The 18,734-nt window shown below is 47.4% G+C and carries 28 protein-coding genes; all 28 read right to left on the bottom strand.

Annotated features, from left to right (window positions below; genetic code table 11):
• Positions 1–8: 8 nt before the first annotated feature.
• The 28 genes from MRJ96_02705 to rplX all read right to left on the bottom strand — a co-directional run bounded on the left by MRJ96_02705 (position 9) and on the right by rplX (position 18,723).
• A complete protein-coding gene (locus MRJ96_02705; protein ID MDR4500352.1) occupies positions 9–329 on the bottom strand; it encodes an AMIN domain-containing protein in 321 nt (106 codons plus the stop codon).
• A gap of 100 nt (positions 330–429) precedes the next feature.
• Positions 430–858: a hypothetical protein gene (locus MRJ96_02710; protein ID MDR4500353.1), complete on the bottom strand. Its 429-nt coding sequence runs from the start codon at positions 856–858 to the stop codon at positions 430–432.
• A 139-nt stretch (positions 859–997) separates the two neighbouring features.
• Complete coding sequence (locus MRJ96_02715; protein MDR4500354.1) at positions 998–1,585, bottom strand: hypothetical protein; 588 nt, start codon at positions 1,583–1,585, stop codon at positions 998–1,000.
• Positions 1,582–2,136: a PilN domain-containing protein gene (locus MRJ96_02720; protein ID MDR4500355.1), complete on the bottom strand. Its 555-nt coding sequence runs from the start codon at positions 2,134–2,136 to the stop codon at positions 1,582–1,584. The genes MRJ96_02715 and MRJ96_02720 overlap by 4 nt, the downstream gene beginning before the upstream one ends.
• Complete coding sequence (pilM, locus tag MRJ96_02725; GenBank protein ID MDR4500356.1) at positions 2,129–3,274, bottom strand: type IV pilus assembly protein PilM; 1,146 nt, start codon at positions 3,272–3,274, stop codon at positions 2,129–2,131. The genes MRJ96_02720 and pilM overlap by 8 nt, the downstream gene beginning before the upstream one ends.
• 296 nt (positions 3,275–3,570) lie before the next feature.
• Positions 3,571–4,497, bottom strand: coding sequence for an RNase adapter RapZ (gene rapZ / locus MRJ96_02730; protein MDR4500357.1), 927 nt, complete (start codon positions 4,495–4,497; stop codon positions 3,571–3,573).
• A 39-nt stretch (positions 4,498–4,536) separates the two neighbouring features.
• Entirely contained in the window at positions 4,537–6,051 is a 1,515-nt protein-coding gene (gene rpoN / locus MRJ96_02735) for an RNA polymerase factor sigma-54 (GenBank protein ID MDR4500358.1), read from the bottom strand.
• Between the two features lie 35 nt (positions 6,052–6,086).
• Complete coding sequence (gene lptB, locus MRJ96_02740; GenBank protein MDR4500359.1) at positions 6,087–6,833, bottom strand: LPS export ABC transporter ATP-binding protein; 747 nt, start codon at positions 6,831–6,833, stop codon at positions 6,087–6,089.
• A gap of 29 nt (positions 6,834–6,862) precedes the next feature.
• On the bottom strand, positions 6,863–7,444 hold the full coding sequence (locus MRJ96_02745; protein ID MDR4500360.1) for a hypothetical protein: 582 nt from the start codon (positions 7,442–7,444) through the stop codon (positions 6,863–6,865).
• Between the two features lie 131 nt (positions 7,445–7,575).
• Positions 7,576–8,148 carry an LPS export ABC transporter periplasmic protein LptC gene (gene lptC, locus MRJ96_02750; GenBank protein MDR4500361.1) on the bottom strand — a complete coding sequence of 191 codons (573 nt, stop codon included), beginning with the start codon at positions 8,146–8,148 and terminating at the stop codon, positions 7,576–7,578.
• Positions 8,149–8,574: 426 nt separating this feature from the next.
• Positions 8,575–8,985 carry a 50S ribosomal protein L17 gene (gene rplQ, locus MRJ96_02755; protein ID MDR4500362.1) on the bottom strand — a complete coding sequence of 137 codons (411 nt, stop codon included), beginning with the start codon at positions 8,983–8,985 and terminating at the stop codon, positions 8,575–8,577.
• Between the two features lie 46 nt (positions 8,986–9,031).
• The gene (locus tag MRJ96_02760) at positions 9,032–10,015 is read right to left on the bottom strand and encodes a DNA-directed RNA polymerase subunit alpha (GenBank protein ID MDR4500363.1); all 984 of its coding nucleotides are present in this window, start codon (positions 10,013–10,015) and stop codon (positions 9,032–9,034) included.
• Positions 10,016–10,101: 86 nt separating this feature from the next.
• Positions 10,102–10,731, bottom strand: coding sequence for a 30S ribosomal protein S4 (gene rpsD, locus MRJ96_02765; GenBank protein MDR4500364.1), 630 nt, complete (start codon positions 10,729–10,731; stop codon positions 10,102–10,104).
• A 77-nt stretch (positions 10,732–10,808) separates the two neighbouring features.
• Positions 10,809–11,192: a 30S ribosomal protein S11 gene (rpsK, locus tag MRJ96_02770; GenBank protein MDR4500365.1), complete on the bottom strand. Its 384-nt coding sequence runs from the start codon at positions 11,190–11,192 to the stop codon at positions 10,809–10,811.
• A 53-nt stretch (positions 11,193–11,245) separates the two neighbouring features.
• Positions 11,246–11,617, bottom strand: a complete 372-nt coding sequence (rpsM, locus tag MRJ96_02775; GenBank protein ID MDR4500366.1) for a 30S ribosomal protein S13 — start codon at positions 11,615–11,617, stop codon at positions 11,246–11,248.
• 108 nt (positions 11,618–11,725) lie between these two features.
• Positions 11,726–11,839: a 50S ribosomal protein L36 gene (gene rpmJ / locus MRJ96_02780; protein MDR4500367.1), complete on the bottom strand. Its 114-nt coding sequence runs from the start codon at positions 11,837–11,839 to the stop codon at positions 11,726–11,728.
• An 11-nt stretch (positions 11,840–11,850) separates the two neighbouring features.
• Complete coding sequence (gene infA / locus MRJ96_02785; GenBank protein ID MDR4500368.1) at positions 11,851–12,069, bottom strand: translation initiation factor IF-1; 219 nt, start codon at positions 12,067–12,069, stop codon at positions 11,851–11,853.
• Positions 12,070–12,195: 126 nt separating this feature from the next.
• Complete coding sequence (gene map, locus MRJ96_02790) at positions 12,196–12,915, bottom strand: type I methionyl aminopeptidase (GenBank protein ID MDR4500369.1); 720 nt, start codon at positions 12,913–12,915, stop codon at positions 12,196–12,198.
• Positions 12,916–12,952: 37 nt separating this feature from the next.
• Positions 12,953–13,600 carry an adenylate kinase gene (locus MRJ96_02795; GenBank protein ID MDR4500370.1) on the bottom strand — a complete coding sequence of 216 codons (648 nt, stop codon included), beginning with the start codon at positions 13,598–13,600 and terminating at the stop codon, positions 12,953–12,955.
• 6 nt (positions 13,601–13,606) lie between these two features.
• Complete coding sequence (secY, locus tag MRJ96_02800) at positions 13,607–14,920, bottom strand: preprotein translocase subunit SecY (GenBank protein ID MDR4500371.1); 1,314 nt, start codon at positions 14,918–14,920, stop codon at positions 13,607–13,609.
• Positions 14,913–15,362 (bottom strand): 50S ribosomal protein L15, encoded by a 450-nt coding sequence (gene rplO, locus MRJ96_02805; protein ID MDR4500372.1) that lies wholly within the window; start codon positions 15,360–15,362, stop codon positions 14,913–14,915. Before rplO ends, secY begins: the two co-directional genes overlap by 8 nt.
• A 205-nt stretch (positions 15,363–15,567) precedes the next feature.
• Positions 15,568–16,080, bottom strand: coding sequence for a 30S ribosomal protein S5 (rpsE, locus tag MRJ96_02810; GenBank protein MDR4500373.1), 513 nt, complete (start codon positions 16,078–16,080; stop codon positions 15,568–15,570).
• 28 nt (positions 16,081–16,108) lie between these two features.
• Positions 16,109–16,477 (bottom strand): 50S ribosomal protein L18, encoded by a 369-nt coding sequence (gene rplR / locus MRJ96_02815; protein MDR4500374.1) that lies wholly within the window; start codon positions 16,475–16,477, stop codon positions 16,109–16,111.
• A gap of 5 nt (positions 16,478–16,482) precedes the next feature.
• Positions 16,483–17,022, bottom strand: a complete 540-nt coding sequence (rplF, locus tag MRJ96_02820) for a 50S ribosomal protein L6 (protein MDR4500375.1) — start codon at positions 17,020–17,022, stop codon at positions 16,483–16,485.
• Between the two features lie 67 nt (positions 17,023–17,089).
• Positions 17,090–17,494 carry a 30S ribosomal protein S8 gene (rpsH, locus tag MRJ96_02825; GenBank protein MDR4500376.1) on the bottom strand — a complete coding sequence of 135 codons (405 nt, stop codon included), beginning with the start codon at positions 17,492–17,494 and terminating at the stop codon, positions 17,090–17,092.
• A gap of 72 nt (positions 17,495–17,566) precedes the next feature.
• Positions 17,567–17,752 (bottom strand): type Z 30S ribosomal protein S14, encoded by a 186-nt coding sequence (locus tag MRJ96_02830; GenBank protein ID MDR4500377.1) that lies wholly within the window; start codon positions 17,750–17,752, stop codon positions 17,567–17,569.
• A 24-nt stretch (positions 17,753–17,776) separates the two neighbouring features.
• Positions 17,777–18,274 (bottom strand): 50S ribosomal protein L5, encoded by a 498-nt coding sequence (gene rplE, locus MRJ96_02835; protein MDR4500378.1) that lies wholly within the window; start codon positions 18,272–18,274, stop codon positions 17,777–17,779.
• Positions 18,275–18,381: 107 nt separating this feature from the next.
• Positions 18,382–18,723, bottom strand: coding sequence for a 50S ribosomal protein L24 (gene rplX, locus MRJ96_02840; protein ID MDR4500379.1), 342 nt, complete (start codon positions 18,721–18,723; stop codon positions 18,382–18,384).
• Between the last annotated feature and the right edge of the window lie 11 nt (positions 18,724–18,734).

The raw sequence follows: 18,734 nt of genomic DNA on the forward strand, positions 1-18,734 counted from the left end.
ACGGCTCTTCAGGCTGCAAAACGGACCGCCAGGAAGGTTTCCGTCGTTTTGATCGCATATCGTACACGTGCTGTCAAGGAAAAAGCGAGGCGAAGTTTTTGAGGATATTGTTCAATCCGAACTTCCTCGAGTAACCGATGGCCAACCTGTAGGGTTTGAAAACTTAAGGATGATGATCCATTCGGGAAGTCTACGGCCAAGAGCTGTGGACTGACGACATGTGGGTGAAATCGAATGTTTCCACGACCTCGTATGAAGACGGTAATATGATTCGTTCGACGCTGTACAGTCACCGCTGTCAGGATCAGTCCAGAGGCTCTGGTGTTCACGAATAGCTGCCGGGTGTCAAGAGAAAATAATTCGTTCGGACTTGAGCGAATCCTACACGATTTTTCTCGTATTCAAGATAAATCTCTGATAAAGGGGTGTTCATCGCTGAACAGACGGTGTGAACGTCAGTTCAAGAGATGGTGAATTCAAACCGCCATCAACACGATGATGCGTCGCTAGAGGCGCTAGCTTGACCCTCGATGAGGTTATGCGTGCAACACGCATGTTTTTTGAAAACAGCTCATCCCCGGTCGATACGATATACCGCCGTCCCTCTGCAGATTGAATCATCGCGTGAAATCCCTTCGATCCTGCCATAATTCCGAGAAGAGTCCAACCAGCCTCACTTAATTTGGCCGTGCTGTCTTCGACGATTGAACTCGTCTTGTCTGTTGCCAGATTCGAATGCGTGACGACGTGAAATGGGTCCCGCCGATCTGATGAAGTGTACTGATAATCGTGAATCGTGTCACCTGCTTTCAAGAGATCGCTGGCCTCAGCTTGGAACAGGGAAAATAGCAGAAGCATGATGACAATCATCCCTGTTCTTAGCGTTCGCGCTCTTAGAGCATGATCTTGCGTCAAGGCTTCTCTACTCCGGGTTAGCGAACGAAATTTTTTCATCATCACACTATGTGCCATCATTCGACGGTTGGAGCCGTCTGATTTAATACGTTAGAGTCTTTTGAAGGCTCTCCGGAGGAGTTGACACGAGCCCCACCAACTGAAAATCAGTTGACAAAATTCCCCTGTCATTCGTGATGGAGAGACGTAATTGATCAACTTCGAGCACCCATGGCATCTTGAGAATGGCCTCGAAACCCTTCGCGATCTCATGATAATGCCCCTCTATTCGGCCTTGTACCCGTACCGTGTGATTCATGGAATTCGAGAGGTCTGTGAACGTTGGCTGCCACATAGCCAACAACAGACCATGTTGTCGCAAAATCGTCTGCACTTCTCTTCTGAGAAGACCGGGGTCAAGACCAGTGACAGCCATAGCCTCCTGAACAGTCGGAGACGGAATACGCTCATGTGGGGCCTTTTCCTCAAAGGAGACAAGGTCAGCGCGACGCTCTTTCTGACGTTCGATCTCTTGGGCTAGATAGGCGTTGCTCACCAGCAGCGCTTCCATTTCTTGTGACGTCGGGTCCCACACCATGGCATAAAAGCCTGAAAAAATCAGCCCGATCATGACAAGAAGCAATGTGATCCGTTGACGAAGCGGAATCGTCGTGAGCCATTGCGTGATCATATGATGACGTCGTGAGCCTGAAAGTGAAAAATAAATTGATGCATATTCTCAGCATCGGCGCTCGGCAGAGGCTGAATCTGCATTTTGATCAATGATTCAAAAACACTCGACTGCTCAAGATTGTCTACGAATGTATCAATGCCCTCTCTTGAAAACGCTTTCCCTTCGATGACCACTTCTTTTTGATCGACAGAAAGTGCCGTTAACCAGATATCTAATGAGTCGATACCTCGGCTAACCTCGTCCAATGCAATCACGGGAAACAGTTTCTGTTGCCACTTCTCGCTCAGGAAACTGGCACGAGCCGGATGGCGATTCAAGCTGTTTCCTATCTCTTCCCTTTTGGCCATCATCGTGGCCAACGTCTGCTCTTGTGATTTTTTTATTTGGCGCAAATGGTCACGTTCACTCATTAAGGTATCGCGCCAAGCCCAACACAGAATCAAGGTTAATAATATGACTCCTATTCCCCAAACAAGCTGAACATGAATGTTCTCCGGCATCGGCGACTCAAGAGAACTTCGGCGTGGCGACAAATTGATTCTAATCATAGCCTTCACCATCTCGGAGGCCTAGTCCCACAGCCACGCCAACGAGGGTAGAGAGGGAAGCAACATCCTTCGTCTCCATACTCGAGAAACCTGTCAATTGCTGACAGGGATCAGCGATTTGTACGGGCAAAGCTAATTGCTCCGACAACCTTTCCACTAAACCTGGAACCGTCGCATGCCCCCCACATAGCCAGATTCGTCGGACAGCCTGATCATGTTCGTACCCTTGATAGTCATCGATGACTCGTCGAATGTCATGAGCAATATCTCGGAAAACTTCTTCAACGGGAACTGAGAAGGATATTTCATCCATCGAGTCCGGGCTCATAAATTTCTGATGATCATGTCCTGCCTGAAATGCCTGGTTGAGGATCTCGTAAGACCATTCTCCCAAAAGGTCGATGTCTCTCATCACCGTATAGCCAGAGCCTCCAACCGTAATCATGTTTAGGCCACTAGCCCCCACATTCACGAGGAGAGCCGTCTCCTGGTCTGCCTCAGGATAATTCATCTCAAACATATTGGCTAAAGCTAGACCATCCACATCAACGACGACTGGCCGCAGCCCACATTGCTTAACCAAGGCAACCCGTTGATCTACCACGGGTTTTTTCGCCGCCACCAGGTTCACAAACATGGATGAAGCCTCATTCAGCTTAGATCGGTGAGAAACATGATAATCCCAGTAGATATCATTTCGCTCATACGGGAGGTATCGCTCAACCTCTAATCTTAGATGACCCTGCAGTTCTTCGTCAGACATCCATGGCATTTCGATTGATTTCAGTATGACGGAAGGACCTGAGATGGATACTGCGACGTTGCAACCTTCAAGATGTGCTTCCTTCACAAGACGCATCAAAGCCGTCACGATCTCCTGTTCTCGAATCGAGTCCTCACGATCCGACATTCGGGTTTCCACTTCTAGGGTTCGGAGATCATCCAGATACCATTCTTTTGATTCAACTTGAGTCAATTTGACCATCTTGATCAAACGAGAGCCGATATCCAACCCTACAGGCAGGGCCCTTCCTTTCGAACGACCGAATCGTATTCCAAGCGGTGAATATATTTTTTGTAAGGCTTTAAACATCCTGGAATCTCTGACACGACAGAGAGCCATCGTGTGCTCAAACACGACGGCTCACTTCTAGCACATTCTTTCTATTTCTGATGATTTTCTGCTGGCTCATGTCTGATCTCCCAATACCACATCCAGAGAGTACGAGATCCTTGTCGACTCCTCTCCGATGAATTCAGTGATAGCCAGAAATGCGTCTGGGAGTCAAGCTAAAGAGAAAGGCCTATGGCTCGAATCCGGTAGAACAGAAGGGAGGATGTTCTGAAAAAAGAATTTGAAGTTACCACGCTGATCGAACAATCAGCCAGAACGGGTAAGAAATTCTCAATATATACACCGTCAACGACGGTGCGTCATATTCTTGCTGGGCTGTCCTCTGCCCCAACAATCTCTCGGTGACGCAAAAGAGCCGTGTAGCCAAGTTTTTCCAGCATCACTTGCAACTGACCTGCAATCACAACTGAACGATGTCTCCCACCAGTACAGCCAATGGCAATCGTCAAATAACTTCGTTGCTCTCGTTCATAGAGGGGGAGCAGAAACGTCATCAACCCCTGGAGATGCTGGAGAAACAATTGAGCTTCTTTCGTCTCTAAGACATACGCTTTGACTTCTTCATCTTCACCTGTGAGCGCTTGAAGGCTCGGAACAAAATAGGGATTTTTTAAGAATCGCACGTCAAATACCATGTCAACATCATACGGCACTCCATGCTTGTACCCGAATGTCTGTATGATCACTTTCATGTGCTCGGCAGATTGACGTTCTTGGTACTGACGACTTATCCATTGTTTCAAATCATGAATTGTCAATTCTGAGGTGTCGACGATCCGGTCTGCCTGTTGGCGAAGCGCTTCCAATCGTTCGCGCTCGAGAAGAATGCCTTCGATGACGGGTTGTTGAGGGAGAAGGGGATGGGGCCTTCGGGACTCGGAAAAACGACGAACAAGAATTTCGTCTTGAGCCTCCAAGAATAGCAGTTCTATCTGATAGCCTTGAGCTTTCAAATGGTGAAGATTACTCGAGAAGTCTGAAAAAAACCCTCGTTCACGAATATCAATGCCCAATCCGATGTTCTTGACCTCTCCTCTTCGCTCGGAACACAATTCGATAAATTTTTGAAATAATGCAGGAGGAAGGTTGTCAACACAGAAAAAGCCGATGTCTTCTAGACACTTCAACGCTTGGGTCTTCCCAGATCCAGACGACCCCGTCACGATGACTAGACGAAGGGCGCCAAGACCTTGGGACTCGAGTGAGTGTGGACTGTCGATCTTCATGGCCGCAACATCACGGTTCCTACAAGAACGAATCGACACCTATAGAGGGATGCGCTTTCGTTGACTGGCTGAGGCAATATGCAATTCGGCTCGATACTTCGCCACCGTCCTTCGTGCGATCACGATATCTTTTGTCCGTAACCGCGCGACGATTTCCTGATCTTTGAGAGGACGAGAGGCATCCTCTTGACCAACCATTTCACGGATCATTTCTCGAACCGTCACCGAGGACATTTCTTCTCCATGCGCATCTGTACGTTGAATACCGGCGTTGAAGAAAAATTTCAGTTCGAGGATACCTTGCGGGCAATGCATGTATTTATTCGTCGTCACGCGACTGATTGTCGATTCGTGCATCCCCACATCTTCAGCGACTTGTTTCAAGACGAGGGGACGCAGATGCTGAATCCCTTTCTCTAAAAAGTCCTCTTGAAACTTCACCAGACTTGTCACGACTTTCACGATGGTTTTATTGCGTTGGTCAATACTTCGAATGATCCATTGCGCGCCCCGTAATTTTTCTTCCAGGTAGGTTTTGGTGGATTCTTGTCCTTCCGATTGATTCGTCATCAATCGACGATAGTATGGACTGACGCGCAAACGAGGAAGGCCGTCTTCATTGAGCAGGACCACCCATTCTCCCTCATGTTTCATCACATACACATCGGGAATAATCGTAGAATTACTATCTGAAGAATACGGACGTCCCGGTTTGGGTTCTAAACATTCGATGACTCGAACGGCTTCATAAATCTCCTCAATTGACACACCTAAGGATTTGGAAATCTGGGCATATCGCTTCTTCTGTAGATCGGGTAAATGTTCGGAGACAACTGCGGCCACCAAGTCTGCCTTACTGTGAGAATGCAAATACCCACCAATGCCGATTGGATCACAGGATAGATACCCTAACTGCGTCAGTAGACATTCCCGAAGATCGCGTGCGGCAACCCCGGGAGGATCGAATGCCTGTACCTGACGAAGAACTGTTTCCACCTCCTCAGTCGTTGCCTGAGTATCCTCCTCGATTTCTTCGAGGGATACACTCAAATATCCATTTTCATCGAGATTGCCAATGATCGTTCTTCCGATAAATCGATCTTTTCCTTCAAGTGACGAAAGCCGGAGCTGCCATTCCAAATGTTCTTCTAGTGAAGTCGGTTTTGTCAGTGTCTGTTCATAGGAGGGAAAATCGTCATCTGAAGAGGAAGATTGCTCCATCGGCCCTGCCCGCCAATCACCGTCCAGTACACTGTCCCATTCTTCAGGGGTCAATGGTTCGGCGTCTTTTTCCGGCTCAGCCTCACTTCCCGTCGAGCTGTCGGCTTCCTGGTTGGTGGCATCTTTCGCTTCGAGGTTTCCTTCCTCACCCTGTGATAATTCTTCGTCTTGAATGTCATTCGTTAGATCTTCAAGTAATGGATTCTCCACCAGATGCTGGGATAACGTTTGCTGCAATTCCAATCGAGAAAGCTGAAGAAGTTTGATCGCCTGTTGAAGCTGGGGTGTCATCACCAGCTTTTGGCTTAATCGAAGATCTAACCGAAGGTCCATGAAGATAGTCCTAGTGGATTAACTCACCTGTTCTATCACAATCGAAACCGTTCTCCAAGATAGACAGCTCTCGCCCTCTCGCTCGAAACGATCGTTTCGGGAGGCCCAGCTTCCAGGATACTCCCTTCGTTTATGATATAAGCCCGATCGGTAATAGACAATGTTTCTTGTACATTATGATCAGTAATCAATATCCCGATATTCTTGGTCTTGAGCGAGGTAATAATATCCTGAATATCCCCGACGGCAATAGGATCAATGCCTGCAAACGGCTCATCCAAGAGTAAGAACCGAGGTTGGAGGGCCAATGCACGAGTAATTTCCAGACGTCGCCTCTCTCCTCCTGAAAGGGCATAAGCTCCACTTTTCCTCAAGGGAGTCAGTGAGAGTTCGTTGAGCAGTTCTTCTAACCGCCGGAAACGTTCGGGTTTTGTCAGGTTTAATGTCTCTAAGACCGCGAGAATATTTTCTTCAACTGACAAACGCCGAAAAATCGAAGCTTCTTGTGGAAGATAGCCAATCCCACGTCGAGCCCGCTGGTACATCGGCAGATGGGTGATCACATGTTGGTTAAGGAGAATTTTTCCCTTGTCTGGCTGGCATAACCCGACAACCATGTCAAAAATGGTTGTCTTTCCCGCTCCATTCGGCCCCAATAATCCAACGATTTCCCCCGCCTCCAACTCGAGAGTGACCCCTTGCACCACCTCTCGACCTTTAAAGCTTTTTCGGAGCCCATCCGCCAGAATTCGATGTGGCCGTTTTCCTCCTCCATTGCCCATTAGGGCCAACCATCATTTCTCGTGTTCACTCAGGAACCTGCCTCATCTTGAATGATCACGCGAGTCTCTCCTTCAACTTCAGTTCGATCTTCTTTGAGATACATCGTCATTTTGTCTCCACTGACTCGAGTGCCATCTTGCCACGCAACCGGCGATCCGGTTAACACGATTTTTTCTCTATCCTTGTAGTATACAGCCTGACGGCTCGTCGCTTTCCCAGATGGTTTGGTAATCACGACTTTCCCCTTCGCGACCATTTTCTCGATTTTATTCCCGCCTTGACCCTCTTGAGAACTGCCAGACTGCGTAGAGGGCTCAGGCTTTGGCTTCCACCACACAATCATGACATCTGAATGAACGGTCAAATCCCCTTGCGTCAAGACCACAGAGCCCTTAAAGATTGCCCGCCGTTCCTTGCTCTGAGCCGTCATCGTGTTGGATTCAATATGAGTCTCCTCTTTCTCCTGTCCAAATGAGAGCCCTGGAATCAACAGGCCGGCACAGATCAAAACCCGTACACACCCACAGCCTTTTCGTAAGGCATGCTTCCACCAATCACTATCACCTCCACCAACCCAGCGCATCACTATTGCCTCAGATGTGTTTGTCACACATTGCGACATTCGCTGTTGTGTGGCTTCACTATACGAATTATCGTGATGGGTATTCCCTTCACCGGAACCTATGAAAGTGTATCACTAATACTGTCCTCAATGATCCTACTCATGCCATGTCAACATCATTATGATGAGAGTTCCACTTGGACATCTTGCAGGACTTGAAATTCTTCATTATCAATCGTCCCTATCAAGCCTTTCCCGGTAATGGTCAGGCCATGGCCTCGAATCACCACAGGCCTTTGAGTCGTAATTTTTCGAGAGGCCTCTGTCCATGTCAAATGGGTTGAGAAAATGGTATACCCGCTCGCCAATTTTACCGCCATCATGTCTTTTTCATTGTCGAGGTCAAAATTATTCGTAGCCGTATCAATCGTCCCTTTTTCCGCTTGCACAGTCATCTCTGTCGTCCCGGTCTTTTCGCCCAACAGTTGGACTTCGACATCCTCCAAATTGGCTCGATGTTGCGACTCAAACACCTGCGCGCGCTCAGCGATCACTTTCCATTTGGTCTTGCCTGCCTGGGTCTGTCTATAGGTAAACCCGTTAATCCATGCGTCAGCCGGTTTCTCATCGGAAGATTCGATGGATGCCTGGCTCGCACGGTCTTCCATGTGGAGAACGACGCGATAAATGATAAACACACTCATCGCTACTACCACACTCGTCAGAACCCATCGCCCCCAAGAACGTTTCATCGGGCACTATCGTTGATGATTTGATCTATCTCTGCGAAAATCAGAAAGGAACCGCATTTGAATGATTCAACTTGCTCGACCTGGTAGACACAGGCATTTTTCATCTAAATCAAAAACGAAAAAAGCCTTTAAAAATAATATCATAGGCCCCATAGCAAGTAAATAAACTCATCGACTTTCCGCACACCTCTTCGAATTCAGTCTTCAACACCCCGATCACGTATCTACATTCTGACAACATCACGATTACCGTTGAGGAATCAAACTCGTTCCAAGGCAGAGTTTTTGAGATTCTGGCCTCAACATAAACGAACATGGCCCATGTCACTATTGCCTGATGATCAGAAAATTGAAAGGAAGGACGACTAAGGCAGGCGAATTACAGTAATACCATGAACCACCCATTTAAGAAAATGGGTGGTTGGCTTACTTGTCATTGTCAGCGGAAGAAGATGAGGCAGAAGCTGAAGCTGTATTACGTTGCTTTTCAACGAGCTCTATCGCGACAAGCCCCGCGGCATCACCGGGTCTTCTCCTTGTACGAATGATACGTGTGTACCCGCCTGACCTGTCCTGGAATCTTCCTGCCACATCACCAAACAACTTTTCAACGGCTTCTTTCGTTCTGAGAACCTGAAGCGCCCGGCGCCGATCATGCAACGTTCCGCGCTTTCCCAAGGTTATCATCCTATCAGTAATGCCACGCAATTCCTTAGCCTTGGCTTCAGTGGTCTCGATTCGTTCATGTTCCAGTAACGATGTAACCAAATTCCGGTACAACGCTCTGCGATGTTTGGTATTTCGCCCTAATTGCCTGCCTTTTTTTCTGTGACGCACGCGAGTTCCTCTTCTTGACTTTCTTGAATGAGTAAACCGGGAATACCTATTGAGAATCGACTCCCGCTCCAGCCATGTCATTCACTTTGATACCGAGTTCTAATCCCATGTCTGCCAAGACTTCTTTAATCTCATTGAGAGACTTTTTCCCAAAATTCTTGGTCTTGAGCATCTCATTTTCTGTTTTTTGAACGAGGTCTGCGATCGTCTTAATATTGGCATTTTTTAAGCAATTCGCAGCCCTCACTGACAATTCGAGCTCATTGACACTTCTGAAAAGATTCATATTGACTTCATCACTACTTTCATCTGATGCGACTTCCCGTTTCGCATCTAACCCCTCTTCATTGGGAATACAAATATCAAGGTGCTCCCGTAAGATTAACGCCGCCGAGGCCACGCTATCCTGTGGAGTGACACTACCATCTGTCCAGACCTCAAGGTTGAGCTTATCATAATCGGTAACACGCCCGACTCTCGCACTTTCCACGTGAAAATTGACACGCTTAATCGGTGAGAAAATTGAATCAACAGGGATCACGCCAATCGGAAGTCCTTCTTCCTTATTTCGATCGGCCGGAACATACCCTCGGCCTGGCTTCACGATCATTTCCATATCCAAGATGCCATCTTTGTCAAGGGTGGCAATGTGTAGATCAGGGTTGAGAATCGTCACATCAGGATCTTCGGTGATATCAGAAGCCTTAACTTCACCTGGGCCCTCTTTCTTTAATCGAATAGCTTTCGCCCGGTCAGAATGTAGGTTGACACGCAGGGCCTTGACATTCAGAATGATGATCGTCACGTCTTCCGTTACACCTGGAATTGTTGAAAATTCATGGAACACGCCTTCGATTTTCACCGAGGTGACGGCCGAACCTGGCAGCGACGAGAGTAAGACCCGACGCAGTGAATTACCTACCGTCGTTCCAAATCCTCTTTCAAATGGCTCGGCAGTAAACCGGCCATACGTGGGAGAGGCGGTTTCTTTTTCCAGTTCAAGCCTCATTGGCAACTGGAAATCTTTCATCCCTTTGATCATACCTTCCCCTTCCGTTGCTCTCGTTTAATTAAATGATTAGGATTACAGGAGTGCAGGGCGATGGCCATATATTCCTACCGAGAATAGAGCTCAACCACAACTTGCTCATTGACAAGAACATCAATATCTTGTTTTGATGGCAGGGCCCGAATACTACCCTTGAACACTTCACTCTCAAGATCCAGCCAGTTCGGGACTCCACGTCCTTCAACTGCCTCTAAGGCTGCTTGAATCGTTGGAATTTTACGGCTCTTTTCTCGAACCTCGATGACGTCGTCCATTTTTACGCGAAAAGATGCGATGGTTGTTTTGCGTCCATTGACCAAGATATGCCCATGATTCACTAATTGCCTAGCCTGGCTTCGTGATGTCGCAAACCCTAGTCGATATACAACATTGTCGAGTCGACGTTCAAGAAGACTGAGGAGTTGTTCACCAGTAATGCCCTCTTGACGTTCGGCTGAACGAAAGGTTCCAAGAAATTGCCGTTCCTGCATACCATAGACACGCCGGAGCTTCTGTTTTTCCCTTAACTGCAGACCGTACTCTGTCACCCGTGCACGTCGTGATTGTCCGTGTTGACCTGGCGCATAACTGCGACGTTCGATAGCGCATTTCTCGGTCATGCACCTCGTGCCCTTCAAGAATAACTTCACACCTTCACGTCGACATAAGCGGCAAACTGGCCCTGAATACTTTGCCACACGCTACCTCCCTTCAATAACTGCTACAACCTGAACATTGTTCATTCTCAGGAATCATACTCGTTTCACGATATGGATCAAACTCGTCTGCGCTTGGGAGGCCGGCAACCATTGTGAGGAATAGGCGTCACATCACGTATTAAGGTGACTCGTAACCCAGCTGATTGCAAGGCGCGAACAGCCGACTCACGCCCAGAACCTGGGCCATTCACATAGACATCGACTTGCCTCATACCATGTTCCATAGCTTTTCTTGCTGCGGCTTCTCCTGCCCGCGTCGCCGCAAAGGGCGTGCTTTTCCTTGACCCCTTAAATCCTTGACTCCCTGAACTCGCCCAAGAGACAGCTCCACCAGTCATGTCAGTAATCGTCACGATTGTATTATTAAATGATGCCTGAATATGAACGATCCCTGCCTGGACGACTTTCTTCTCTTTTTTTCTTCCCTTTTTGACGCTCATAAACTATCCCCTTATTTCCATCTGTCAATCGATCAATGACCGGCATGTATTTTCTATTTACGACCCTTCCCTCCAATGGCTGCACGCTTTCCCTTACGGGTCCTCGCGTTGGTCTTACTTCGTTGCCCTCGCACAGGAAGTCCCCTCCTGTGCCGTAACCCTCGGTATGCCCCTGCATCCATGAGTCGCTTGATACTCATGGTGATCTCTTTTCGAAGGTCCCCCTCGACGTTATAGTCTTGATCGATCACTTCACGAAGTTTGACAATATCCTCTTCTTGCAGATCTTTCACACGAGTCTCGCCTGAAACTCCAGTTTTCCTTAATATATCTCGTGCACGGACAGGACCAATGCCATAGATATAGCGCAACCCTATATCAATTCGTTTCCCAACCGGAAGATCTACTCCTGCGATTCTTGCCATACGAACTCCTTTGGTTAGCTCTCCAAGTACTGATGAGCTAACAACACATGTTCATCTTTCCCAACCAACATATATTCCACTGAAACCATCTTCACTAATGCTCAGTTATCATCCCTGACGCTGCTTATGACGAGGATTCGAACACAGAACACGGACTATGCCCTTTCGTCGAATAACCTGACATTTAACACAGATGGGTTTCACTGATGACTTAACTTTCACAGTACCATTCCTTATTTAAATCGATAGGTAATACGGCCCCTCGTAAGATCATAGGGCGAGAGCTCAACCGTTACTTTATCTCCTGGCAAAATACGAATAAAATGCATTCGCATTTTCCCTGAAATATGGGCAAGTATGACATGGCCATTGTCCAATTTAACACGAAACATGGCATTGGGTAAGGTCTCCTGAACTGCCCCTTGAACCTCTATGACATCTTCTTTCGCCACTCGCGTACCTCTGATTCCATCCAGTTATGTTACGGACTTAATGCCAAGACACAGACTCAATTAGCCATGATCCCCTCGGCAAACGTACGAGAGGATACCTTTGTATCATATTCTTAACAGCCATCGTCACTCTATTGTCGTCAAAACTTTGGCTGGACCATCTGGCTGAATGGCAATCGTATGCTCAAAGTGCGCTGAAAGCGACCCGTCTGCCGTCACGGCAGTCCATCCATCATCTAGGACGCGAACAGCCGCTTTACCCATATTCACCATCGGTTCGATAGCTAACACCATCCCCGATTTTAGTCGTGGCCCTTGACCAGGTCGTCCATAGTTCGGGACCTGTGGCTCCTCATGTAACTGGCGGCCAATACCATGCCCGACAAAGTCACGCACGACTGAAAAGCCATGCGCTTCCACGTAAGACTGCACTGCGTGGGAAATATCAGATAGACGATTGCCCACAACAGCTTTTTCAATTCCTCGCTTCAAAGACTCATTGGTCACGGTTAAGAGTTTCTCTATTTCCTCAGGGATGTTCCCCACTGCGATAGTAATAGCACCATCACCATAAAAACCTTCAACGATCGCCCCGAGATCAAGACCTACTATATCACCATCATGCAGTTCTCTATTTCCTGGTATGCCATGGACAACCTGATCGTTCACTGCGACACAGAGTGTTTTAGGGTAACCTCGGTATCCTTTAAAAGCCGGCGTGGCTCCATACCCTCGTATACAATCCTCCGCTATTCGATCCAGCTCAATGGTCGTTATCCCAGGTTTCAGTTCCTGAAGAAGCGTACGCTGTGATTTTGCGACCACGGCCGACGCTGAAGCAATCAATGCAACTTCCTCAGGCGTTTTTAAGACAATCATTCGTTCAGGAATCAGATAATGCCGCCAATAACCGTTCCTGCACCTCGAGCACTGTTCCTGAACCGTCTAACTCATAGAGTTTCTTTTTGTTTCGATAATATTCGATCAGTGGGGCCGTTTGCTCATCATATACCGAAAGCCTCGATTGAATCGTTTCTGGTTTATCATCATTTCGTTGAACCAAACCCGAAGAACAAAAGTCACAAATGTCAGGGGTTTGCGGAGGAATGGACTCCACATGAAAGACTGCCTGACAATTGGGACAACTTCGACGTCCACTCAATCGACGAACGATTTCTTCTCTCTGGAGAACAAAGTACACGACTTTATCGATGGATTGGGTCTTGGCGTCGAGAATTTCTGTCAGCTTATTCGCTTGGGCAACGGTCCGAGGAAACCCATCCAATAAGAATCCCTTCGCGCTTTCAGGCGCCCCAATCTTTTCCTCGATGAGATTAATCACGACTTCATCGGGCACTAAGGCCCCCCGATCCATGTACTGCTTAGCTTGCAGTCCTAATTGCGTTCCGTTCGCGACTCCCTCACGCAAGAGATCTCCGGTCGAAACTTTAGCGAGCCCAAATCGAGTGGCGATTGAATCTGCTTGTGTGCCCTTTCCAACTCCAGGCGGACCGAGAAAAATGACACGCATAAAAGATCAGGTATTTCTTCCTCTCAATGGCCCTTTTGATAAAAAGCCATCATAATTTCTCATTAACATGTGCGACTCTATCTGTTGAGCAGTATCCAACCCCACACCGATGACGATTAAGAGTGATGTCCCACCAAAATAAAACGGCATATTCAATTTATAGATCAAGAGTTCTGGAATGACACAGACAATGGCCAGGTAGATGGCCCCGGCAAACGTGATCCTCGTTAGAACCTTGTAAATGTAATCCGCTGTGCGTTGGCCTGGTCGAATACCTGGAATAAAGCCACCATGTTTTTTCATGTTATCGGCCATATCTACAGGGTTGAGAACGACAGCCGTATAAAAGAAACAAAAGAATAAAATTAACCCCACGTACAACAATGTGTAGAGCAGTGAACCTGGCGCCAACTGAGCACCGATGGATTGCACCCATGGCACTTGAATAAACCCTGCAATCGTAGCAGGGAATGCAATAATTGATGATGCAAAAATAGGAGGAATCACGCCTGCTGTGTTAATTTTTAACGGGATATGCGTACTCTGCCCGCCGTAGATCTTTCGTCCTACCACACGTTTTGCGTATTGAACCGCAATCTTTCTTCTCCCACTTTCCAAAAATACGATGGCCGCCACAACCCCAAGCATCACGACTACAAGCAAGAGTAACAGCGGTAGACTTATCTGACCGATCTGATATAAATCAAAAGTTTGCACGACAGCACTCGGAAGACGTGCAACAATGCCTGCGAAAATAATGAGAGAAATGCCGTTTCCTACACCTCTCTCTGTAATTTGTTCCCCTAGCCACATCAAAAAAGCCGTGCCAGCGGTTAGGGTAATGACGGTCATAAAACGGAACGACCACCCAGGCTCCAAAACGAAGGCCCCTTGATTCATCCCTTCAAGACCAAGCGAAATGCCGAATCCTTGAATCAGGGCAATGCCAATCGTGCCATATCTCGTATATTGAATGATCGCTTTTCGTCCTCGTTCACCTTCCTTTGCAAGTTTGGAGAGATGCGGAACAACAACTGTCAGAAGCTGTAAGATAATCGATGCGCTGATATAGGGCATAATGCCCAGCGCAAAGATAGTTAACCTCGATAGGGCTCCTCCTGAAAAGATATCGAGAAAGCCCATAAGGGCTCCCCCTCTATCTTGCAAGAAATTAAACAGCTCCTCATTATTAATTCCAGGGGTGGGAATATGAGCCCCCATTCTGTAAACTGCCAGCATAGCTAGCGTAAACAGAACTCGGCTTCGCAGCTCTGGAATTTTAAAAATGTTTTGGAGGCTCGTGATGAGCCGTTCAAGCACGGCCGATCACCTTTACTTGCCCACCGGCATTCTCGATTTTTTGTCTAGCCGATTCACTAAATTTATGGGCCTCAACGATCAACGGATGCTCTACCTCACCGTTACCGAGTACTTTAATCAAAGATACTCGACCTTTGAGTAAACCCGCTTTCCGCATCGACTCAGGGGATACTGTCGACCCCTTTTCAAAACCCGCCAGACTCTTGAGGTTCACAATCATGTAGGGAACTCGAAAGATATTCGTGAATCCACGCTTGGGAAGACGACGAGCGAGAGGAGTCTGTCCACCTTCAAATCCCGATTGGTTTTTCAACCCTGACCTTGCGAGCAATCCCTTATGACCTTTTCCTGAAGTTTTGCCTAGGCCTGAACCTGGACCTCGACCTAATCGCTTTCGTTTCTTTTTGGCTCCCGGTTTTGGTGCCAGTTCGTGAAGCTTCATGGGTGAGTCACCTCAACAAGATGCTTCACTTTATCGACCAATCCCTGCACCTGCTTGGTATCGGGTCTTTGAACAACTTGTTGCATTCGACGTAACCCCAAACCTTTCAATATGAGACGAATATTCTTGTTTGAGCCTATCGGGCTTCGCTTTAACTTGATTACAAGACAAGAGACTTCATTTTTTTTGGCACTACTCATTTCTCTCAACCAGCCTTTATAAGTGCTTCTTCTTGTTCATGTGATTGTTGGCGTATTTGCCTGACCTGCTGTGGGTCACGTAATTGCATAAGACCCTCCAGCGCCGCGCGAACTGCGTTGAACGGATTACCTCTCCCCAACGTTTTTGCGACGATATTGTGAGTTCCAGCTACTTCAAGTAACGCACGGACGGCTCCACCGGCAATGATTCCAGTCCCCTTCTTGGCCGGCTTGAGCAAGACATGTTCAGCACCAAAACGTCCATGCACTTCATGAGTGATCGTCTCATTTTTTAGGGGAATGCGAATTAAATGCTTTTTGGCATGTTCAACAGCTTTAGCGATCGCAGAAGGCACCTCGGTTGCTTTTCCCTTACCAACCCCAACCCAACCTTCTCCGTCACCAACTACGACCAAGGCGGAAAAGGAAAACCTTTTTCCACCCTTTACAACCTTGGCTACTCGATTGATCACCACCGGCTTATCACGAAGGTTTAATTCTTCGACATTGACACGCACTCGTTGAACTCCTCTCACCAAAAAGCGATTAAAATTCTAGACCACCCGAGCGGACGGCATCTGCTAAAGCTTTCACTCGTCCGTGGTACAACCTTCCAGCACGGTCGAAGACGACTTTCTGTATCGGAATGGCTTTTGCTCGATCGACCAATAAATTCCCTACCATTTGGGCTGCTTGAACATTACCGCCCGACTGAAGATCTTTACGTAATTTGGGATCGCAACTTGAAGCCGACACTAAGGTTTTTCCAGATTCATCATCAATAATCTGAGCGTAAATGTGATTATTGCTCCGATAAACGCTCAAACGTGGCCGGGATGGCGAACCTGTAACTCGTTGACGGACTCTAGCCTTTCGCCTGGCTAGTCCTCGTTGTTTAACCAATGGATTCATCATTTCCCCTACTTTTTCCCAGCCTTTCCGGCTTTCTTTCTCAATACTTCCCCGGCATACTTGATACCTTTTTGTTTATAGACATCAGGCGATTTCACTCGACGAATTTCTGCCGCCACCTGTGTCACCAAGCGCTTATCGATACCCTTCAGTGAAACAACCGTCTGCTTGTCGACCGTAGCCCTTATTCCCTCCGGCAAGTTTAAGAGAACAGGGTGCGAATATCCCACGTTAAACGTTAGCGCCTGCCCTTGGATTTGCGCACGATATCCGACACCTGTAAGCTCGAGCGTCCGCTCATACCCATTCACGACACCTTCAATTTGATTGGAAATTTCAGCTCGAGTCAATCCATGCAGTGCGCGAAGTTGCGCCCCTCCCCCGACACGGGAAACATGCACATGACCATCTTCAACCTTTGCCTGCACCCCATGGGGCAACCCCCAGATCAATCGGCCCAACGGCCCTTTGACCGCGACTTCTTTTTGAGAAACCTGTACTTCGACTTGTGAAGGTATCGGAATGGGCTTTCGACCTACCCTAGACATGATTTCACACCTTTTCAGATACGTCAGTATACGTTTTCTTTAATAAACAACGCCATCAAGGAATATTTCACCAAACATGACAAAGAACCTCACCACCCACACCTTGACGTCGTGACTCTTCGTCGCTGAGCACGCCTTTAGGCGTAGTAAGAATAGCAACTCCCAGCCCATTCATGACTCGAGGAATTTCATGCTTTCCGACGTAGATTCGTCGACCTGGCTTACTGATTCGTTTAATGCCTGTAATAAAAGATTTCTTTTGCCGAGTGGGGAAATACCTGAGTTCAACCTCTAATGCAGGATGTCCATTCTCTTCAGTTGACTGAAATTGCTTAATGAACCCCTCAGCTTGAAAAATTTTAAGGATTTCAGCTTTGAGCCTCGATGCGGGCAGACGAACTCTCTCATGCCCGCGAGCCCCGGCATTCAAAAGACGGACAAAAAGATCTGAAATTGGATCAGTCATCGACATGAGAAACTCCAAAAACCGTTAGTGACGATTATTCTAAACGTATTAATCAAAACACTATCAGAAACGCTCCCATTACCAACTCGACTTGGTGACCCCTGGAATGTCTCCTCGCAGACTTAAAAGACGGAAACATATGCGACACATTCGAAACCGACGAAGAAATCCACGAACGCGTCCACACAAGGGGCAACGATTATAACATCTAACGGGAAATTTCGGTGTTTTTACTGCCTTATTTTTAAGTGCAAGTCGCGACATGAACAGTAATCCTTATTTCAGCAATCAAGTAGTCCGAAATGGCATCCCCAGATGCGCTAACAATGACTTGGCTTCGTCATTACGTGTGGCCGTGGTCACGATCGTAATATCCATTCCATGTATTGATGCAACATCATCGTATTTAATTTCTGGGAATGTGAGCTGCTCTTTCAATCCTAACGTATAGTTCCCATTCCCATCGAATGCCTTGGACGATACACCTTTAAAGTCTCGAATTCTTGGCAGAGCGATATTCATTAATCGATCCAAAAACTCATGCATGCGAGCCCCACGCAGAGTGACCTTCGCCCCAATAGGCATCCCCTCTCGAAGCTTAAAACCCGCGATAGCTTTTTTCGCTCTGGTCATAACTGGCTGCTGACCGGTGATCTGCTTGAGTTCCACCATAGCCGCCTCAAGAAGCTTGACATTCTGAACTGCCGCTCCCATTCCAACATTTAAGACCACGCGATCCAAACGGGGAACCTGCATGGTGTTCTTATAGGAGTAATCTTTCAGCATCGCTGGAACGACGCGCTCATGATAAACGGTTTTCAGTCGAGGAATGTAACCCTTCCCCGAAGCACCAGAACTCACCTCTCTCGCCTGATTAGATTGACTTTTCATCATCATTTATCCAAAGGCTCATCAGGAGCTTTCTGATAAACCCGAACCTTTCGACCATCTTCGAATAACTTTATTTTCATCCGAGATGGCTTTTGAATTGCCTCGCAATACGGCATGACGTTAGAGATGGCCAACGGAGATTCTTTTTCAAGGATACCGCCCTGCTTATTTTTTTGCGTCGGCTTCGTATGCCGTTTAACGATATTGACCTTTTCAACCCGGACTCGACCAGTACGAGAATGAACTGACAGAATTTTTCCCGTCTTTCCTCTGTCCTTACCGGCAACAACCATGACCATATCGCCTTTTTTTAGTCGACACTTTCCTTGAACCGCACTTCTCACAACATATCCTC

This window comes from Nitrospirales bacterium (assembly GCA_031315865.1).
Classification (GTDB): Bacteria; Nitrospirota; Nitrospiria; order Nitrospirales; family UBA8639; genus JAGQKC01.